The following is a 19,021-nucleotide window of genomic DNA, read 5'->3' on the forward strand; positions in this document are numbered from 1 at the left end:
GTGCTGAGCCCTATTTTGAGCCTGATCGCCGGGTGGTTGTCTACTCGGCCGGGTTTGTCGCCTCCTAGTGACGATCCCCCGTGGCTTCGGCTGCCATCTGGTCGTAACTGGTGTGGCGGACGTTCTTGCCCTTTACGAAATACACCACGTACTCGCAGATGTTGCGCGCGCGATCGCCGATCCGCTCCAGCGAGCGGGTCGCCCAGACGATGTCCATCAGGCGGGGCACCGCATCGGGGGAGGCAGTCATCTGTTTCATCAGCTTGTGCGTGATGGCCTCGTAGAGGCTGTCGATCTGGATGTCCTGCTGTGCGACTCGCACCGCCTGCTCGGTGTCCATGCGTGCGAAGGCATCGAGCACGCCGCGCGTCATCTCGCGCACGAGTTGGCCCATCTTCGCGATCTCGTCCATCGGTGCCTCGCGGCGATCGGAATCCAGCAGTTGCAGACCCATACGGCCCACACGCTCGGCCTCGTCGCCCATGCGTTCCAGGTCGGTGATGGTCTTGATCACCGCGATCACCAGACGCAGGTCGGAGGCCGTGGGCTGGCGACGGGCGAGGATGTGGGTGCATTCCTCGTCGATCTCGACCTCGAGCGCGTTGACCTTGTAGTCGGAGGTCATCACGGTTTCCGCCAGCGCGGTGTCGCCCTCGACCATCGCGGTTACCGCATCGCCGAGCTGTTGCTCGACCAGGCCTCCCATGGTCATCACCTTCTTGATGATGTCCTCCAGCTCGGCATTGAACTGCTGGGAGATGTGCTGTTTGAAAAAGCTCTTGTCCATGATCCGGACTCCTGATCCGAAATGGCCTAACCGAAGCGGCCGGTGATGTAGTCCTCGGTCTGCTTCTTGGCAGGCGAGGTGAACAGGGTGTCGGTGTCGGCGTATTCGATCAGCTCGCCCATGTACATGAAGGCGGTGTAGTCGGACACGCGCGCGGCCTGCTGCATGTTGTGGGTGACGATGACCAGCGTGTAGTCCTTCTTCAGTTCGATCATCAGCTCCTCGATCTTCAGCGTGGCCAGCGGGTCCAGCGCGGAGCAGGGCTCGTCCAGCAACAGGACCTCGGGGTCGATCGCGATCGCGCGGGCGATCACCAGGCGCTGCTGCTGGCCGCCGGACAGGCCGAAGGCGTTCTCGTGCAGGCGGTCCTTGACCTCGTCCCACAGCGCGGCACGCTTCAGTGACTTTTCTACCACCTCGTCCAGACGTCGGCGATTCTTCACGCCCTGCAGGCGCAGGCCGTAGGCGACATTCTCGTAGATGGACTTCGGGAACGGATTCGGCTTCTGGAACACCATGCCGACGCGGCGGCGCAGCTCCGGCACGTCCACGGTCTTGTCGTAGATGTCGTCGCCGTCGAGCCGGATCGTCCCCTCGATGTGGGCGGCATCGATCAGGTCGTTCATGCGGTTGAAGCAGCGCAGGAACGTCGATTTCCCGCAGCCGGAGGGGCCGATGAACGCCGTGATCCGGTTCTTCGGGATCTGGATGTCGATGCCCTTCAGGGCCTGATCCTCGCCGTAGAACAGCTTCAGGTCCTCGGCGGTCAGACAGATCTCCTCGCTGGAGAGCCGCAGGCCGCGGTCGGGTCGGTCGCCTTGCGTCACGCTGACGGCGTGGGTAGCGGTGTCACTCATTTCGGGTACTCCATGGGGAACAGGGTTCGACGCATCCCGTCCTCGCGAGCGCCGCAGGCGCGTGGCGATCTCCGTGGCAGGCTCGGGGGCTGGGTCCGGCGGATGTCCGGGGCCGCGTCGGGCGATTGCCGCGGCCCCTTGGGGGCCTCGCAATGACGATGTGTGCGAGAGAGGTTATGCATGTCGTGTCTCAGTCACTGTCGGCGCGGTACTTCTCGCGCAGGTAGTTGCGGATCGAGATCGCGGTCAGGTTGAGCACGATGATCAGCATCACCAGCACCAGGGCGGTCGCGTAGACCAGCGGGCGGCCAGCCTCGACGTTCGGGCTCTGGAAGCCGACGTCGAAGATATGGAAGCCCAGGTGCATGAACGCGCGGTCCAGATGCAGATAGGGGAAGTTGCCATCCAGCGGCAGGGTCGGGGCGAGCTTGACCACGCCCACCAGCATCAGGGGGGCCACTTCGCCGGCCGCCCGAGCGACCGCGAGGATCAGCCCGGTCATCATCGCCGGCGCCGACAGTGGCACGATCAGGCGCCACAGGGTCTCGGCCTTGGTCGCGCCCAGCGCCAGCGAGCCGTGGCGGATACTGGCCCCGATGCGGGTCAGGCCTTCCTCGGTGGAGACGATCACCACCGGCAGGGTCAGTAGCGCGAGCGTCAACGAGGCCCAGATGATCGCGGGCGACCCGAAGGTCGGCGAGGGCAGGGCATCACGGAAGAAGATCTGGTCGATGTTGCCGCCAATCAGGTAGACGAAGAAACCCAGACCGAACACCCCGAATACGATCGACGGCACGCCGGCGAGATTGTTGACCGAGATACGGATCGTGCGCACCAGCGGGCCCTGCTTGGCGTATTCGCGCAGGTAGATCGCAGCGAGCACGCCGAACGGGGTCACCACGATGGACATCAGAATGACCATCAGCACGGTGCCGAAGATCGCCGGCAGGATGCCGCCCTCGGTGTTCGCCTCGCGCGGGTACCCGGTCATGAAGTCCCAGAAGGCGACGACATAGTGGCGCAGCTTGGCCGGCACGCTCATGTCGTTTGGCCACCAGGCGTTCACGATGCGCGAGAGCGGGATCGTCGCCTCTTGCCCGTCGGCGGTTTCCAGCACGATCGCAAAGCGGCCCAGTTCGTCACGCAGGGCGTTGCGCTCGGCCTCCAGCTCGGCGTAGCGCGCGTCCAGCTCCGCGCGTTCGGCGTCCAGCTCTTCCTGGCGCTGGCCGCGTTCTTCCAGCGACAGTTCGTCGGCCCGCTCGACACCGCGCTGGGCGATGCGCAGGCGCTCGAGGTCGAAGTTGACCCGGCCGATCTCGATGCGCTCGATGCGTTCGATCTGCTGGACCAGTTCGCGGGTCTGCGGCATGCGTTCCTCGAACGCGGTGCGCGCCTGTTCCCCCTCGGCGACGGTTTCGCCGTCTTCCTGATATTCGCGGAGGTAGCCGTAGAAATCGCCCCATTGCAGACGCTCCAGCACCACCACGTCGCGCGGGCGTTCCCATTCGGACATGAAGTCGTCCAGGTACCACTGGAAGTCGCGGCTGTCGAGGTCGCGATTGCCGCGCTTGATCAGGTGGCGGACGACGATGTCCTGCCCTTCCGGCACGGTGAATCCAGCGTCGCGCATGGCCTGGGCGGTCATGGTCTCCGAGCGTTGCAGCTCACCCATGACGCGCCGGGGTTCGGAGTCCTGCTCCGTCTGGTATTCGAACTCGATGACCTCCGAGGGCCAGAAGAAGGACAGGCCGTTCACGGCGATCATCAGAATCAGGCCGAAGACCATCACCAGCGAGGCAGCGACTGCTCCGGCATTCAGCCAGATCCAGGGGGTGCCGGTTTTGAACCAACGATTCATCGCTTATGCCTCAAAGGGAGCTGTATTTCTGGCGCAGGCGCTGGCGCACGATCTCGGCGACCGTGTTTACCGCAAAGGTCAGCGCGAACAGGACCAGGGCGGCCAGGAACAGGATGCGGAAGTGGGTGCTGCCGACGGCGGCCTCAGGCATCTCCACCGCGATGTTCGCGGAGAGCGTGCGCATGCCCTCGAAAATGTTGAAGTTGACTACCGGTGAGTTGCCGGTCGCCATCAGTACAATCATGGTCTCGCCCACCGCGCGGCCGAAGCCGATCATCACCGCCGAGAAAATCCCGGGGCTGGCGGTCAGCAGCACTACGCGCACCACCGTCTGCCACGGGGTGGCGCCTAGGGCCAGCGAGCCCTGGGTCAGGTGCTTGGGCACGTTGAAGACCGCGTCCTCCGAGATCGAGTAGATGGTCGGGATGACCGCGAAGCCCATCGCGATGCCGATCACGAGCGCATTGCGCTGGTCGTAGGTGATGCCCTGGTTGGTCAGCCATTGGCGGGCATCGCCATCGAACATCCAGATCTCGATCAGCGGGCTCATGGACACGGAGAACCAGCCGATGGCCAGAATCACGGGGATCAGGATCGCGGCCTCCCAGCCAGCGGGTACGAGATTGCGCAGGTTCTCCGGCAGCGCCCGTGTCCACAGGAACGCGGCGACCAGCATACCCAGCGGCATCAGGATCAGGATGCTGGCGATCGCCGGCAGGTTGGCCTCGATGAAGGGGGCCAGCCACAGCCCGGCGAGGAAGCCGAGGATGACAGTCGGCAGCGCCTCCATCAGCTCGATCGAGGGCTTGGTGATGCTGCGCATGCGCCGCGACATGAAATAGGCACTGTAGATCGCCCCCATGATCGCCAGCGGGGTGGCGAACAGCATTGCGTAGAAGGCGGCCTTGATGGTGCCGATGGTCAGCGGCACCAGCGAGAATTTTGGCTCGAACTCGTCGGTCGCCGAGGACGACTGCCAGACATAGTCACCCCCAGACCGGCCCTCGTACCAGACCTTCTGCCACAGCACGTGGAAGGAGACCTCCGGGTGCGGATTGGACAGATCCTGCAGATGCCAGGTCTCGTGATCGTCGATGCCGATCAGCAGGCGGTTGCGCGGGTCGACATACACCCGATGCAGTGGCTGGTCGGTGATCTGGCGTTCGATCAGGGTCCGCTGTGAGGTGGAGTAGTGGATCTTGACCTCGCCCTGATCGTCGGCGGTCAGGAAGCCCTTGCGGATGTATTCCGGCTGGGTGTTGCGGATCGCGCCGGCGTGCGAGGGAAAGTCGCGCACCCGGGTGATGCGGTTCACGTTGTCGTCGTCGCGTACCAGCATGTACTGGGAGACCGTGCCGTCGGAGCCCCCGACGATGATGGAGACCGTGCCCAGCAGATACTCCAGCGAGGTCACCTCGGCATCATCGCCGCGGATCACGCGCTTGCTGTCGACCAGGCTGGCGCGTGAGGGGTTGTTGATGTCGAAGAAATGCAACTGCCCCTGGTCGTCGCCGACCAGCATGTGACGGCCGGTGATATCCAGCAGAATGCGAGTCGGCGTGGCGCCATCCGGGAGCGAGGGCAGGTCGTAGGCCGACCGTCTGACCTCGGTCTCGCCGGTCATCATCGAGGTGCGTTCCTCGAAGCGAACGAGAACGAGATTGCCGTCTTCCGTTGCGGCTGCGACGCGGATGCCGCTGGAGCCGCGCTGTATCCCAACCACTGAGATCGCGCGGCCGTCGTCGTCCACGTCCAACAGCGCGGAGTCTTCGTCCCCCAGGGGGTACACCAGGCCCGGGTCGTACAGACGGCCTTCGGGACTGAAACGCTCGTTGTATTCGTACTCGATGGCCAGTACCTGCCCGTTGTCCAGGCCCGCGGCCACCAGGCGCGTGCGCGGCTCGGCCGCGCTGAAACTGGTGACCTGCACATCCTCCGGGATCGGTAGCGACTCTTCTTTCACGATGTCGCCGCTGTAGGGGCGGAAGAAGAGGGCGCGTCGGTCTTCGGTCAGGCGCACCGCCATCTCGCGATGGCGGTTCACCGCCAGGTGGATGGTCTGGGTATCGGCGCCGCCGGGGGCCGCGTATTCCGTGCGCGGCTCCAGGGTGGCCCCCTGAAACATGGGCAGCGTTTCGCTGGCCAGGTAGACAAACATCAGGGTCAGAGCACCAATCACGGCCACACCGAAAAAGCCGATGGTGTAACGGGCGGTGCGGTCCTTGGTGCGACGCCAGCGCTGGAAGCGGCCGAGCGTCGAGGTGGCGGAGAGGCTGGACATTCAGGGTCCCCTGATGCGGCGGGTGTAGGGTGCAACTGGCCGGCATGCTACGGCCGCTTCATGACAGAAACGTGACAGCCATGTGACGGACCGTTGAACGCTGTATTGCGGGTCGATCGGGCGGGCAGCAAGAGGCGGGCACAAAAAAACCGGGCCCCGCGAGGGACCCGGTTCGGGCCATCCGGAGATGGCCGGCGCGAGGCCTGGGTTATTCCAGACCGAGGTTCTTGCGCTCGCGTTCGGCCACGGCGGCCGGCAGCGGGATGAACCCGTCACGCACCACGACTTCCTGGCCTTCCTTCGACAGCACCATCTTCAGGAACTCGGCCGCGCGCGGGGTCAGACCGTCTTCCGGGTGCTTGTTGACCATCACGTACAGGAAGCGGGCCAGCGGGTAGTCGCCGGAGGAGGCGTTGTCCGCAGTCGGCTCGTAGTACTCGCCCTCATTCTCGCCCAGCGGGACAGCGCGCACGCCCGAGGTCATGTAGCCGATGCCGGAGTAGCCAATGCCGTTCAGCGACTCGGAAACGCCCTGGACCACGGAGGCGGAGCCGGGCTGTTCGTTGACCGAATCCTTGAAGTCACCGTCGCACAGGGCGTGCTGGCGGAAGAAGCCATAGGTGCCGGAGACCGCGTTACGGCTGTAGAGCGTAATGTCGCGGCTTTCCCAGGAACCATCCAGGCCGACTTGACCCCAGCGGGTGATGTCCTCGGCCCCACCGCAGCGGCGGGTGGACGAGAAGATCGAATCGACCTGTTCGATGGTGAGGCCCTCGATCGGGTTGTCGCGGTTTACGTACACCGCGATGGTGTCGATCGCGACCGGGACGGCGGTCATTTCGTAGCCGTGGCGCTCTTCGAACTCGGCGTGCTCGCTGTCGCGCGGCATGCGCGACATCGGGCCGAAGTCGGCGGTGCCTTCGGTCAGGGCCGGCGGCGCGGTGGAGGTGCCGGCGCCCTGAATCTGGACGTTGACGTTCGGGTAGAAGTTCTGGAACTCCTCGGCCCACAGCGTCATCAGATTGTTCAGGGTGTCGGAGCCGATGCTCGACAGGTTGCCGGAAATCCCGGAGACCGCCTCATAGGCCGGGATGTCGGCATCGACTTCGGCAGAGGCGGTAAACGGCGTAATGGCCATTGCAGTGGCGGTGGCCAGGGCCAGAAGGCTGCGCTTCAACAACATGGGAATCTCCCCTTGAATGGAATTCTTGCAAGGACGCTTCAAGCGACCTTGGTGGGGAATTATGCGCAGCCGGGTTGACGCTCCTGTGACGGGTGTGTGACAGCCGTGTGACATCGCATGGCGTCAGTTTTTGGCGGACTCGGTGGGTTCGATGCGGGTAATCGACAGCGGGAACAGGCAGGTGAAGCGCGTGCCGCGACCGACCTGGCTGTCGATCTCCAGATGTCCGCCGTGGCGCGCGAGTACATGCTTGACGATGGCCAGTCCGAGCCCGGTCCCGCCGCGGCGCTGGTCGCGGCCGGCATCTACGCGGTAGAAGCGTTCGGTCAGGCGGTGGAGGTGGTGGCGGGCAATCCCCGGGCCCTCGTCGATCACGCTCAGGCGAGCCCCGTCCGCGTCGGATTGCCAGCGGAGCTCGATGCGGGTCCCGGCCGGGGTGTACTTGACCGCATTGAACAGCAGGTTGGCGAAGGCCGAGCGCAGTTCGTTCTCGGCGCCTCGCAATTCGAGCCCGGCCCGGGCGTGGATCTCGATCCGGTGGTGCTGGTCGCCGGAGAGCAGTTCGGCCTCATCTTTCAGCGTTTCCAGCATGGCGCCGACATCGACCCATTGTGGCGGGCCCTTCGGGCTGCCGGTTTCCAGGCGGGAGAGGGTCAGCAGGTCGTCGACCAGCAGCTTCATGCGTTCGGACTGCTCCCGCAGCAGTTTCACCGACCTGGCCTTGTCGGGCTGATCGGCCAGTTCGTCCTCCAGCGTCTCGACAACGCCGTAGAGCACGGTCAGCGGCGTGCGCAATTCGTGCGAGACGTTCGCAATGAAGTCGCGCCGCATCACTTCCAGTCGGTGCAGATGCGTGGTGTCCCGCGCCAGCAGCAGGAATTGCGCATCGCCATAGGGCACCAGACGGAACTCCAGCTGCTGGTCGTCGTGGAGCGGGGAGGCCGTGGTCACGCTGCCCGGTGTGGTGCGCGCGCTCTCCATGAATGCGATGAATGCCGGGTTGCGCAGCAGGTGGGTGATGCGCTGGCCCTCGTCGTCCGGCCAGTTCAGCCCCAGCAGTTGCGTGGCCATCTCGTTCAGCCATTCGATGCGCAGATCGTCATTCAGAACCACGACCGCGTCCGGCATCGCCCGGGCCGAGTCGCGATAGCGCTCGAGGTACTGGCGCAGCCGGTGCACACGATGTTCGTGGCGCCGGCGGCGGCGGTAGAGATGATCGAAGGCCAGCCCCCACAGCCCACGCACGTCCGGTGGTTCGCTGCGCCCGCCCTGGCGCAGCCAGCGCTCCAGCAGCAACAGATGCGACAGGTTCCAGAACAGGGCCGCTCCCAGCAGGAACGCAATCGTGGCCCAGAATTGCCCCATGCTCCAGCCGAGCAGCGCGATCGGGACACCGACCAGCAGGGTGCCCGCGATGACGCCGGGCCAGGGGTTGCGTGATTGCATCGGACGACCGAGTGGGGTGATTGGAGGTCGCGGTGTCGGCCGCGATCAGGGAGTCTGGGAGAAACGGTACCCCGATCCGCGTACGGTTTGCACGAGGTGGTCGTGCCCGGTCAGCGCCAGTGCCTTGCGCAGGCGCCGGATGTGTACATCCACGGTGCGTTCCTCGACGTACACATTGGTGCCCCATACCTGGTCGAGCAGCTGGCCGCGGGTGAATACGCGGTCCTGGTGGGTCATGAAGAAGTGCAGGAGGTTGTATTCGGTCGGGCCCATCGATAGCGCCTCTCCGTGGCCGCTCACGCGGTGCGAGACCGGGTCCAGGCGCAGACCCTCGACCTCCACTGGTTCTTCGCTGGTGATCGGGGCGGTACGCCGCAGTACCGCCTTGATGCGGGCAACCAGTTCGCGCGGCGAGAACGGTTTGGTCACGTAGTCGTCGGTACCCACGTCCAGCCCGCGGACGCGGTCTTCTTCTTCGCCGCGGGCAGTCAGCATAATGATCGGGATGTCCTTGGTGATCGGGCTGGCCTTCAGCGTGCGCGCCCAGTCGAGGCCGCTGGTATCCGGCAGCATCCAGTCGAGCAGGATCAGATCGGGTGGGTCTTCCAGCAGCAGGCCTTTGGCAGCGCGAACATCGCCAGCCTCTCGCACCGCGTATCCGGCCTTGTGCAGCGGCAGCTGGAGCATTTCGCGGATTGCGGTGTCATCCTCGACCAGCAGAATCTTCACAGCCATGACCCATTCCCGAGTTCAGGATGCCCTGCATTAGATAACAGGGATGTTACAGCTGTGTGACGGCGGGGGGAGCGGCCCGATGCAGGAATGCGTCGAGCCTGAGGCCCTACCCGGCCTTGAGAGCCCTGTTCTGGGCGTGCAGTTCGAACCGCTCGGAGCCCTCGAGCAGGACCATACGGCTGGCATGCCGCGACTGCTGGAGTTGCTGGCGGATGGCCCGTTCGTGCCCGGGTTTCAGGTGCGTGATGGCGATCCGTGGCTGGTGGTGGAGCGCATCCAGGTCATCCGCGAGGCGGTGCGGGGTGTAATGCTTGGCGAGATCGGCCATGCCGTCCATTTCGTCCGGCAGCCCTGACTCGATCATCAGCAGATCCAGATAGGGCAGCGCGTTCAAGGCCTCCCACAGGGCCTCGGACGACGAAGTGTCCCCGGTGAAGGCAAAGCCCACACCGTCGTTGTGCATCACGCCATAGCCAATGGCGGGCACCGTGTGCAAGGCGGGCAGGGTATGAACCTCGCGCAATCCGATGGACACCTGCTGATCGGGCCGGATCGGTCGAAACTGCAGCAGTGGTTGCTCGGGGGACGGGAGACAGGTGAAGTCGGGCCAGATGACCCAGTTGAACACATGCTCGCGCAGGGCCTTCAGGGTGGCCGGCAGCGCGTGGATCTGGATGGGGGGCGCATTCGGTGAATACACCATGTCCGCGAGCATCGGCAGAAAACCGATGTGGTCGAGGTGCGAATGGGTCAGAAATACGTGACGGATTTTTTGTAATTCGTCCAAGGTCAGGTCGCCGACCCCACTGCCGGCGTCGATCAGGATATCTTCGTCGATCAGAATCGATGTCGTGCGACGGTTGGGGCCGATGCCGCCACTAGCGCCCAATATGCGGACAGAGAGACTCATGCGGGATCTGACTGCAAATGAAAATTGTGAATATCTCGGCAGACCATGCGGCAGAGACGCCTCCTTGAAGAGACGGTAGCTACGACGGATTTCCGACGTACTTCTAACATACGTTAAGACTAGATCAAGTCTAAGCGTGTTTGACGTGACCTGCACCACGAAAATGGCACCTGTGGTCGCGCAACGGCTGAAAAAGGTGCTAGGCATCGCGTTTTCCACCCGATTCCGGGCCCGTGCAGAAACGCGGGATGGGATTAGTAACGTCGCTTGGTCAGCCCGGGCAAGGGCGCCCGGCAGCGATCACGCGTCTGTCTCTTCCCGCGCTCGTCGGGAGTTGCTAGAATGCGCGCCTTGATTGGGGCGGTAGCTCAGCTGGGAGAGCGTCGCGTTCGCAATGCGAAGGTCGGGAGTTCGATCCTCCTCCGCTCCACCAATATCCCTTTAGAATCAGGCGCCTACGGGCGCCTTTTTCTTTTGCCCCATCATGTACCCAACAACGGCGAGACAGGGGCAGACACAAAAAACCCCGGCACGATGGCCGGGGCTACCCGTATCAGGGAACAGGGACGGGCGGCCCTGGACGCGGTACGGGCGGCGTGAGTGACGCGCCTCGCCCGTGCCTCCCCTTCAGCGAATCTACGCGGCCTTGCGCCGTTGCTGGTCCGTGTTGAAAACCTGCCTCGACTGATCGTTCGAGACGTTCGCCAGTTCGCGAGCCAGACTTAGCAGACGGTCCGCGCCGCCGGTTAGGCTCATGTTCGAGCGCCGTAGGTCCGGGCGTTCCTTGTGGGCAGAGTCAGCCGCCATGAACGCGGCACGCATCGTGCGCCCGGCTTCGGCATGTACATCGTCCAGACGCTTGCGCAGTTCGGCCAGTTGCTCCACCAGGGCGGTGAACTCCGTATGGGCATCAGCCTCTGCCTGCACTGCCGCCTCGGCATCCTTCACGGCTTGCCGGTACGCCGGTGCCGCATCCTTGGATTCGGCCTCGGGCATCTTGGCCTTGAGGGCAGTTACTCGGTCCGCATAGCTCCGGGCAAGCCGGTCCTGCTCCTGCCGCTCCTGTTCCCACGATTGCGCGGCACCCACGACATCACCACCGGCCACCGCCTCCTGATACTTGGCGGCAGCATCATCGGCGGCGTCGGCGTGCTGTTCGTTCAGCTTCAGCGCCTCGGCAATCTCGTTTTGCAGCTTGTCTACGTTCTTGCCCATCACTTGGCCCCCTTCTGATAGGTGCCCTTTTCACGGCGCTTGTGTAGGCCTTTGATCTCGGACAGCGCCGCATCGCGGCGGGCCTTCTGGCGTTCATGACGGGCCTGTTCCTCCGTCATCCGGGGTTGCGTGTCCGTCTTGGATTTCGGGGCACTGTCGGCCTTGTGCTTCGCCGTGGTGGCCTTCTTAGGCTCAAGGTCAGCAGACCAGAACTCCCGCACCGGGCGGGCCGGTTTCGAGGCCGTATCCAGGCGCATCGCCGGGTTCGTGTTGGGGTCGTCGTATCGCATTGCTCGCATCGCTGTTTCCTCGCTGTTTGCGTCGTCTACCAGGTACAAAGTGCCCGGATTCCCGCGCCGGGTTCGCGTGTGTTTGCCGCCACTAGGCCCGCAACCGCATTGGCGCGGTCGTCATGGCCACCGGGCGGGTGGTCGATTGAATCCTTACCCGAGCGGCTGGTGCGCCGCTCAAGGCTAATAAGCTGGGTGACAAGCCGGTCATCCGGTGGAATCTCCACGCGCTCGCTGTTGAACGCGGCCAGCGCATCCCGATAAAGGTCGCTTTTCGGCTTGGCCGACTGTTCAATCTTGATCCCGTGTTTTGCGAATTCGTCAGCAGGCCATGATCCGGCGTACCGATCCGACGTCGCCTGCCGAATGCCGTAGGACTTCAGCAGGTCGGCGTACTCCGCAACGATGGTGGCCGGGGTGCCAGTACGCGCACGCAGCACGTCAATCACCATGCGCTCGCCTTCCCGATGCCCAATACTGGCCGTGAACTCATCACGTCCACCGCCCGCCGGATCAACGAACGCCTGATACTGGCGGGCGCGGTCATAGGGGACTTCGAGCGGACCGGGGCGGGTAGCCGCGTCCACCACCGCCCGACTAACGAACGCCTCGACATCCTCCCGAAAGCGCCCGAGCCATTCCGCCTTGGCGGCTTCCGGGTCATCCTCTAGCGCGTCATCAATCACGCGCCGGTCTAGGGTGGGGTTGAAGTCGAGCGTGCCGCCCTGGACCACCAGTACATCGCCAGGCTTGCCGTAGTGTTTCCGCCACTTGTCATACAGCAGGCCACGGCGGGCATACGGGCTACTGAATCCGATCACCATGCCGCCCGTGGTCGCGAGGCCGGGGACGGCTGCGCGGTAGACTTCAACGTCTGGCGAGGCGCTGTTGTCCGCTCGATAGAACGCGAGTTCGTCCATCAAAACACACAGCAACGCCCGCCCCCGGATCGCACGGAAGCTGTTGGTGTGAACCTCAATACTGACCTTGTTGGTCAGGTCGATAGACTCCGCGCCGGACCGCTCCACAAGCTGTGACAGCACCGGTGAACCTTCTAGCATCGCCTGGATATAGCCCATCGCGACTTTCGCCTGTTGGCGGTCCACCGCAAGTAGTGCGATCACGCCACGCTCGCCAGGACTCAAACGCTCTAGCAGGCCGGTTAGTTCCGCGCCCACGGTCCCCAGGTATACCGCAGCGGCGGCGGCGTTGTGGGTCTTGGCGCTGCGCCTGCCTGCGATCACGTAGAGTTCGCGCACACGATTGGCGGGCGGCTCGCGTCCACCGGCCAGCTTGTTGAAGTGTTCCAGCCGGTCCCCATCCATCGGCACGCCAAACGCCCCTGACAGGACCGCGCGCCACGGTTCCCAGCTATCACCCGTGAAGGTATCGCCCATCAGGTCGGGTGCCTGCATGAACTCGATAATGTTCACTTCCGCACCTGCTCTGCCGCGTCGTGCGCCACGTTCAGCAGGGCTGCATATCGCGCTAGGTTCCCGGCGTGTAGTTCGTCCAACGCGAGACGGCGAAGGGTGGCGACGTGTTTAGCGTCCGGGGCCGGGTTGTAGCGGGTGCACCGCTTGGGGTGCGCCGTGGCGTGACGGTGCGCACGGGGGCACATAGCACCCGCGCCCGGATTGTGTCGGCAGGTGGCGCAGCGGGTCATCATTGCGCCGTGCCTCTCTGTTGCAGGTATTCGGAAAGGCTGGGAACGTCGCGGGCTTTCCGATCTAGCCCAATAGCTTTAAGTAGACCCGTCAGCGTGTTGATATTGTTCGCATGGCGGGCTTCGTCGATTTCCTCGCCACGGGCAAGCGCGGCCTCTCTTTGCTCAATCTGAACCTCCAACCACACAACGCGCTTACAGATACTTTGCCGTTGATAGCTCAAGGCATCGGCGCCCCCTAGATCGGCCTGCAAAGCGTCCAGGCGTTCGCGGGCGGCTTGGGCCAAGCGGGTGCGTCCGTCCAGTTTGTCGATCCAGCCGGACGAATAACGCGAGGGGGTTTCTGCCTGTCTTGTGTCCATCTTGCCCGTAGTAGTGGGGTAGTTTGTTGGGTACGGCTACAATTGTACCGGCATAGCACAGCAGCACAATGGAGCGGGGCGGAGCAATTGGGAATCGAACTCGGTTTTTTCGTGTTCAGACCCTCCCCCGGTTCGGAAAGCCCCCGATTTATGCAGGGCTACTCCACCGGGGGCGGTTGGTCGTCTATCCGCATAGGCGCCAAAGTCGTTGCGCCAATCGGGGCGCGTAGGCACTCGGGACCACAATCGAAACGCGATCCCCTCCGCCCTCCATCGTCACCATGACTTCATCCGCTCGAACCGCTATCGCGTCCAGTACGGGCGCAAGCATCGCCAGGGTGAGCGCCTCGCCTTCCGGGGGCAGTACAGAGACACGGGTGCGCTTGCCGCCCAATGGCTCTACATCAATGGCGGGCCAGTGCGCCGGAATCCGGTCCCGGTACTCCCCAACGATTACGCCGGGGCCGATGGTCTGTTGCGTGTGGTTGTTCATGCCTTGCTCCTGTTCGTCTGTTTCTGTCCGGTTGCGGCGGCTCTTTCGCCGCCACCCAAGGGGGCGGGCAAAACTGCCCGTTCCCCCGTAGGGGGTTGCCCGCTGCCCGTTGCCCGCCCTTGTGTGGCGCGGGTTGTGGCGTACCCACGGGCAAAATAAGGTTTTGCCCGCTGCCCTCGGGAAACGGCGCCATGACGCCAAAAACCACGGGCGGGCAGTTTTGGCGGGCAATTTGCCCGTTGCCCGTTTGCCCGTTTGCCCGTTTGCCCGCTGCCCGCCCGCTTGCCCGTTCATGCCGCCGCCTCTTGCGGAGCGGTTTCCGGCAGCCCCACAAGGTTTGCGCCGTCCTCTACGCGGTTCACTAGGTGGCCTTCCTCAATGGCGCGCTGGATCGTGCCGCGTACCTTCTTCTCCCCGGCCTTCAGGGTGTTGGTCGTGCCGCCCCAATCGTCCGCAATGCGGCGTTTCGGCATCGGCCCTTTGTCCTCGATTAGCTTGGCGATCCGGCGCATCAGCTCGTGATACTCGGCATCGGCCTTCCGTTCTCGGTTGGTAGCCTTGGTGGGCTTCAGTTCGGCGGGCACCATCACGCCGCCGGCCTGACGTTCCAACCACAAGGCACCCCACGGGGCGGAATAGTTGGCCTTCGGCGTGCTGAAACGCACATAGCGCCCGGCCTCGGTTTCTTCGATCCCGTAGTGCTTCGCTGTATCGCTGCCCATCGTTTGCAGGAGGCCAACCCAGCGCGCACCGTCTACCAGCCCGGAAGCGCCGCGTACCGCCTCCTGCCCTGCCTCGCTGTCTTTCATGCTGGCCTTCGCAACGTGGTGGGGTAGCAGGACGGTCGCGCCGGTCTGTTTGCGGATTTGCTCGGCAGCCTCCACTAGTCGGGTGCCGTCCGCGTTGTCGTTAGGCTCCCCACCATCAAACCGGCTCAGCGGGTCCAACACGATCAGGCGCGGGGCTTCGGGTGCCTGGTGGGCGGTACGGATCACGCGCTCCGCAAACTCGGTGCGCTCCGTGGTGCCGTGCACCTTCCGCGTGAGTTGGTTGTTCTCGCCTACCCGGTCGAACACAAACAGACCACGACGGATGCTTTCGTCGTGTTGGTTCCAGGCGTCGTGGTCTAGCAGGCCGTATCCGGTCACGTTGTCCCGGTACATGCCCACCACGCGGGCTAGGCGGCGGTGCACTTCGTCCCGATCATCTTCTGCGCTGAATATCAGCACGGGGCCAGGTTCGCCCATCGGCATTTGCAGCCAGGGCACGCCCGTACAGACAGACACCGCGAGTTGCAGGGTCGCCATGCTCTTGCCCGTACCGCCCGCTGCGGCCAGCAGGCCCACCACGCCAAGCGGCACGCGGTCCGTTACCAGCCATTCGCGCTCGGGCGGTTCGCGGTCCAGCAGTTCGCCTACGCGAGCGGCGTCCATGTCGAACGGGGCCACCGGGTCGGGTGCGTCGAACGCATCGGCGGTGGGGTCGTACCGTTCCATGCCGTATGCGATCTTGGACACTTCGGCAGCATCCAGCGCCGGGGCGCAGCGGTCGCGGTTCATCACCTGCAAAGCGGCGTCGATTGCTTCGCCGCTGTAGCCGTGGTGGCGCATCCATCCGGCCTCGCGTGCAAGCGTGTCGTTTCGCTGCCCGTCGATAATGCTTCCGGGCTTCGCGTCGGTCGTGGTGCTTTTTGTACTGCCCTGTGCGCCTAGAATTGTGGTCTTGAGGGTGTCAGGTGCGGGGCCGATTTCTTCAAGCTCTCCGAAGCTCTCACGCCCTTCTGCGGGCCACCAGACAATAAAACCGCCTTCTCCTCGCACGTCGATACCGGGCGCGATCTTGCCGCTTGAATTTCGGCAGCCTTCAAAGTGCTGGTATAGGTAATGCTTGCCTCGCTCCGTATGATGAATACGACCAGCATTCATCAAAACTTCGGTATTGTCCGCTGCCCAGGTTTCGCCCTCGGGATCAACGTCCAAAGCATCAATTCCGGACACTTTGCCCGTAGGCACGCCAATGGCGGCGCGCGGGTTGCGGTTCCACCATTGCCGGATCGTGTCGGCGTCCATGGTGGCGTCGTTTAGGCCATGCGACGTGGTGGGAATCTTTGCCCTTTTGCCGTTTTCATCGGGTGTCGTGATCCGCACCGGGAACACGGGCACGCCAAGATCGGCAAGCTCTAGGGCTTCGGCCAAGCGGGTGCTACAATCAACCCCGAGCATCCCCCCGCTCATCTCTGCCCCGTCCCCGGTTGCCTCCGGGGCGGGGTTTTCTTTTGGCTCAAGCATCGTAAGCCCCTCCCTGTTCCATCAGGTCGAACTTCCCGATCTCGCTTGTCGCGTAGTGCCTCACCTCCCGCCAATGTTCGAGCAGAAGATTGTGAACAGCTTCCACATCTTCGTCGGTAAAGCCTTCGATAAATGCCGCATCGGTATCCGACAGCTCGATAGAGCCTGTGTCGATATCGTCCTTGAACGAGTACTGGTCAAAATTCTCCGGGCCGTCCATCTCCATCATCTCGGCAACCTTGCCAGCAAGTCCGATAAAGATATCGGCGCGAGTGTAAGGCGACGAAACCAGCACATTTACCGTTCCAGAAAAACACGTTTGGTTTATTGGATCGCGGGTGTCGGGGTCATCAATGCGGATGTACCCATTACCGTCCAGCGCAAAGAGCACGGCCAAGTGCCCGGCTTCGTGGAATGCGATACGGCGGCGGTCGTATTTGAGAATTTCTTCCGTATCAAGCATGGGCGCCGCCCTCCCGTTCCGCTTCCCACGCATGAAGGTCGGCAACGCGCCACCGCGTGCAGCCGGTCGTGAGTTTTACGGGTTTCGGGAATTTTCCTTCACGCGCCCAGCGCCAAGGCGTCTTGGGGTGGACGTTGTAAAGTTCAGCGATTTGCTTATCGCTCAGGTGGGTCGTTTTTTGGTGGGTCATTGTCTGCACTCCGTTGAGATTGGTAACAACGGGTGCAGTTCTACAGGTGCTTTTGTTTAGGCTATAAGTGGAACGTTTCGCCTATTTCTTCCCCCCTGTTCGGGACTTCCAAACGGACTCAATAGCATCGGGTGAAAGCATCACGCCATGCTCCGCCAGGGCATCCGCAACAATTGCACAAGCGGTGTTTCTTTGGTTGTACCCGTGTGCGTACAGGGCCGACACGTGTTGCCGCGCAATCGCAACGCTTGTCACCACTACGGAATCGCGTCCATATAGTTTCATGCTGTCGCGTCCACGCTTGGTGGGTCGCTTTTGCTTTCCGGTCATTACGTCTCGGGCCATTAGCAAAAGGTTGTCGGGCACCGGCTGGTCGTTTTGGATGAAATGATCCAATAGGGCACAACACGCGTCATACGCGGCTCGGTCCGTTCGAGCCTGAACGATCAAAGGCGCTAATCCGGCCTCGGTCTTTTCGACTTTCGCGGCCATCCTCTGCGCTCGCGCATCCGGGCCTATGTCAGTATCCGAAAGATCGGCGGCGACAAGGCCCAAGAACTCGCGCAGATCGGCGCGGGCTTGGCTGGTGGCGTCACTCATTCCACCGCCTCCCGCATCGGCACCACGTCGCCCGTGGTGGTGGGTTCATTCAGGAACCGCGCCCAATCGGTCATCAGGCGCACCCGTTGCGGCAACAGTTCGTCGCGTGCATAGGCCGCTCGGGTGGCGTCACTGTTCACATGGGCAAGGGCCAATTCCGAGACTTCATCCGGGTAGGCGGTGCGGGACCGCGCCCAATCCTTGAACGATGAACGGAAGCCATGCGGGACCACCACGCGCCCCGTGGTGGGCTCAACGTGCCCCATGCGCTTGCACACGGCGCTAATGCTCATATCGGAAAGCTCGCCACCACGCGGAGACGTGAACAGGCGCCCGCCCTCCATGCGCGGCAGAGACTCCAACAGGGCCACCGCTTGATCGCTTAGGGGCACACGATGCGGCTTGCCTGCCTTCATCCGTTCGGCGGGGATCGTCCAGACGCGAGCATTCAGGTCGATTTCATCCCATGTCGCCTTGCGCACCTCACCGGAGCGGGCAGCCGTCAGAATCAGGAACTCCAGCGCACGGGCGCCGGTGCCGGGGCGCTCGCGTAGCTCGCCCATGAAGTCGGGCACGTTCTGCCAGGGCAGGGCGGGGTAGTGCTGTATGCGCTTCTTCTTCGATACGTGCGGCATGATCTCCTTAAGGTTGCCTTCCCACCGGGCGGGGTTCTCGCCCTCCCGGTAGCCGGACACCTTGGCGAAGGTCAGCACGGATTCAATGCGCTGGCGTAGGCGGCTGGCGGTCTCGCTCTTTTCCAGCCAAATGGGGTCTAGCACGTCCTTAACGTGCGCAAGCTCGATAGCGTCCACCGGCAGGGTGCCCAGCTTCTCGAACGTGTACCGCTCTAGGCTGCTAATCCAGTCGGCCCGGTGTTTCTCGTTGCGGAAGTCGTGCGCTTTCACGGCGTGGCATTCGCGGGCGGCCTGCTCGAATGTCTTACGCTTCGCCAGTGCGGCCCGTGTGGCGTCTCTGGCGGCCTTGCGTTCGGCCACCGGGTCGATACCCTCGCGAATCTTTTGCTTGGCCTCACGCGCCGCCTCACGCGCCTGTGCAAGCGTCACCTCGGGAAAGGGGCCTAAGCCCATATCGTGCCGGACGGCATACGGTTTCCCGCTGGCGGTGGGGCGCATCTCTCCGGTGGAGTAGCGCAGCACCCAAGACGTGGCCCCGGACTTCGTGACCTGCAACAGCAGGCCGGAGACGCCGCCCACGGAATGCAGCCCCGGCTTGTTGGTCAGGCGCCGCACTTCGGTGGCGCTTAGTTCCTTCGCTTTCTTTGGCACGTAGCACCTCACAACCTACCCAACAAAGGGCGTGTAATTGGATGCTACTAGACGCGACCGAATGAAACAAGGGGAAAGGGGAAAAAACTGGCGGGTCAGGCGCTTAGCGCC

Annotated in this window: 18 protein-coding genes and 1 tRNA gene; 1 reads left to right on the forward strand and 18 read right to left on the reverse strand. The window is 63.5% G+C overall.

Going from position 1 to position 19,021, the window contains the following annotated elements:
• Window positions 1-64: 64 nt before the first annotated feature.
• From phoU to F813_RS0102285, 8 genes are all read right to left on the reverse strand, one after another.
• A complete protein-coding gene (gene phoU, locus F813_RS0102250; protein ID WP_012982363.1) occupies window positions 65-787 on the reverse strand; it encodes a phosphate signaling complex protein PhoU in 723 nt (240 codons plus the stop codon).
• A 26-nt stretch (window positions 788-813) separates the two neighbouring features.
• The gene (gene pstB / locus F813_RS0102255; RefSeq protein ID WP_017925391.1) at window positions 814-1,644 is read right to left on the reverse strand and encodes a phosphate ABC transporter ATP-binding protein PstB; all 831 of its coding nucleotides are present in this window, start codon (window positions 1,642-1,644) and stop codon (window positions 814-816) included.
• Between the two features lie 190 nt (window positions 1,645-1,834).
• On the reverse strand, window positions 1,835-3,502 hold the full coding sequence (gene pstA, locus F813_RS0102260) for a phosphate ABC transporter permease PstA (protein ID WP_017925392.1): 1,668 nt from the start codon (window positions 3,500-3,502) through the stop codon (window positions 1,835-1,837).
• Window positions 3,503-3,512: 10 nt separating this feature from the next.
• Window positions 3,513-5,783 (reverse strand): ABC transporter permease subunit, encoded by a 2,271-nt coding sequence (locus tag F813_RS0102265; protein ID WP_017925393.1) that lies wholly within the window; start codon window positions 5,781-5,783, stop codon window positions 3,513-3,515.
• A 208-nt stretch (window positions 5,784-5,991) separates the two neighbouring features.
• On the reverse strand, window positions 5,992-6,966 hold the full coding sequence (locus F813_RS0102270; protein ID WP_017925394.1) for a PstS family phosphate ABC transporter substrate-binding protein: 975 nt from the start codon (window positions 6,964-6,966) through the stop codon (window positions 5,992-5,994).
• A 123-nt stretch (window positions 6,967-7,089) separates the two neighbouring features.
• The gene (phoR, locus tag F813_RS0102275) at window positions 7,090-8,412 is read right to left on the reverse strand and encodes a phosphate regulon sensor histidine kinase PhoR (protein ID WP_012982368.1); all 1,323 of its coding nucleotides are present in this window, start codon (window positions 8,410-8,412) and stop codon (window positions 7,090-7,092) included.
• Between the two features lie 45 nt (window positions 8,413-8,457).
• Window positions 8,458-9,147: a phosphate regulon transcriptional regulator PhoB gene (gene phoB, locus F813_RS0102280; protein ID WP_012982369.1), complete on the reverse strand. Its 690-nt coding sequence runs from the start codon at window positions 9,145-9,147 to the stop codon at window positions 8,458-8,460.
• Between the two features lie 106 nt (window positions 9,148-9,253).
• The gene (locus F813_RS0102285; protein ID WP_038059933.1) at window positions 9,254-10,057 is read right to left on the reverse strand and encodes an MBL fold metallo-hydrolase; all 804 of its coding nucleotides are present in this window, start codon (window positions 10,055-10,057) and stop codon (window positions 9,254-9,256) included.
• 357 nt (window positions 10,058-10,414) lie between these two features.
• Here F813_RS0102285 and F813_RS0102290 point away from each other — a divergent pair.
• Window positions 10,415-10,490: transfer RNA gene (locus tag F813_RS0102290), tRNA-Ala, on the forward strand.
• A 203-nt stretch (window positions 10,491-10,693) separates the two neighbouring features.
• Here F813_RS0102290 and F813_RS0102295 read toward each other — a convergent pair.
• The 10 genes from F813_RS0102295 to F813_RS0102340 all read right to left on the reverse strand — a co-directional run bounded on the left by F813_RS0102295 (window position 10,694) and on the right by F813_RS0102340 (window position 18,910).
• On the reverse strand, window positions 10,694-11,272 hold the full coding sequence (locus F813_RS0102295) for a hypothetical protein (protein ID WP_017925396.1): 579 nt from the start codon (window positions 11,270-11,272) through the stop codon (window positions 10,694-10,696).
• Window positions 11,272-11,562 carry a hypothetical protein gene (locus F813_RS0102300; protein ID WP_017925397.1) on the reverse strand — a complete coding sequence of 97 codons (291 nt, stop codon included), beginning with the start codon at window positions 11,560-11,562 and terminating at the stop codon, window positions 11,272-11,274. The genes F813_RS0102295 and F813_RS0102300 overlap by 1 nt, the downstream gene beginning before the upstream one ends.
• 35 nt (window positions 11,563-11,597) lie before the next feature.
• Window positions 11,598-12,995, reverse strand: coding sequence for a hypothetical protein (locus F813_RS0102305; protein WP_017925398.1), 1,398 nt, complete (start codon window positions 12,993-12,995; stop codon window positions 11,598-11,600).
• Between the two features lie 232 nt (window positions 12,996-13,227).
• The gene (locus tag F813_RS0102310) at window positions 13,228-13,590 is read right to left on the reverse strand and encodes a hypothetical protein (RefSeq protein WP_026148105.1); all 363 of its coding nucleotides are present in this window, start codon (window positions 13,588-13,590) and stop codon (window positions 13,228-13,230) included.
• A gap of 184 nt (window positions 13,591-13,774) precedes the next feature.
• Window positions 13,775-14,083: a hypothetical protein gene (locus F813_RS0102315; protein ID WP_017925400.1), complete on the reverse strand. Its 309-nt coding sequence runs from the start codon at window positions 14,081-14,083 to the stop codon at window positions 13,775-13,777.
• A gap of 290 nt (window positions 14,084-14,373) precedes the next feature.
• Window positions 14,374-16,371, reverse strand: coding sequence for an AAA family ATPase (locus F813_RS13495; RefSeq protein ID WP_081601271.1), 1,998 nt, complete (start codon window positions 16,369-16,371; stop codon window positions 14,374-14,376).
• Complete coding sequence (locus F813_RS0102330) at window positions 16,364-16,834, reverse strand: hypothetical protein (protein WP_017925402.1); 471 nt, start codon at window positions 16,832-16,834, stop codon at window positions 16,364-16,366. Before F813_RS0102330 ends, F813_RS13495 begins: the two co-directional genes overlap by 8 nt.
• Entirely contained in the window at window positions 16,827-17,024 is a 198-nt protein-coding gene (locus F813_RS13890; RefSeq protein WP_081601272.1) for an AlpA family transcriptional regulator, read from the reverse strand. Before F813_RS13890 ends, F813_RS0102330 begins: the two co-directional genes overlap by 8 nt.
• Window positions 17,025-17,105: 81 nt before the next feature.
• On the reverse strand, window positions 17,106-17,624 hold the full coding sequence (locus F813_RS0102335; protein WP_017925403.1) for a hypothetical protein: 519 nt from the start codon (window positions 17,622-17,624) through the stop codon (window positions 17,106-17,108).
• Window positions 17,621-18,910, reverse strand: a complete 1,290-nt coding sequence (locus F813_RS0102340; RefSeq protein WP_026148106.1) for a site-specific integrase — start codon at window positions 18,908-18,910, stop codon at window positions 17,621-17,623. The genes F813_RS0102335 and F813_RS0102340 overlap by 4 nt, the downstream gene beginning before the upstream one ends.
• Window positions 18,911-19,021: the final 111 nt, after the last annotated feature.

It is taken from the genome of Thioalkalivibrio sp. HL-Eb18, assembly GCF_000364985.1.
Lineage (GTDB): Bacteria > Pseudomonadota > Gammaproteobacteria > Ectothiorhodospirales > Ectothiorhodospiraceae > Thioalkalivibrio.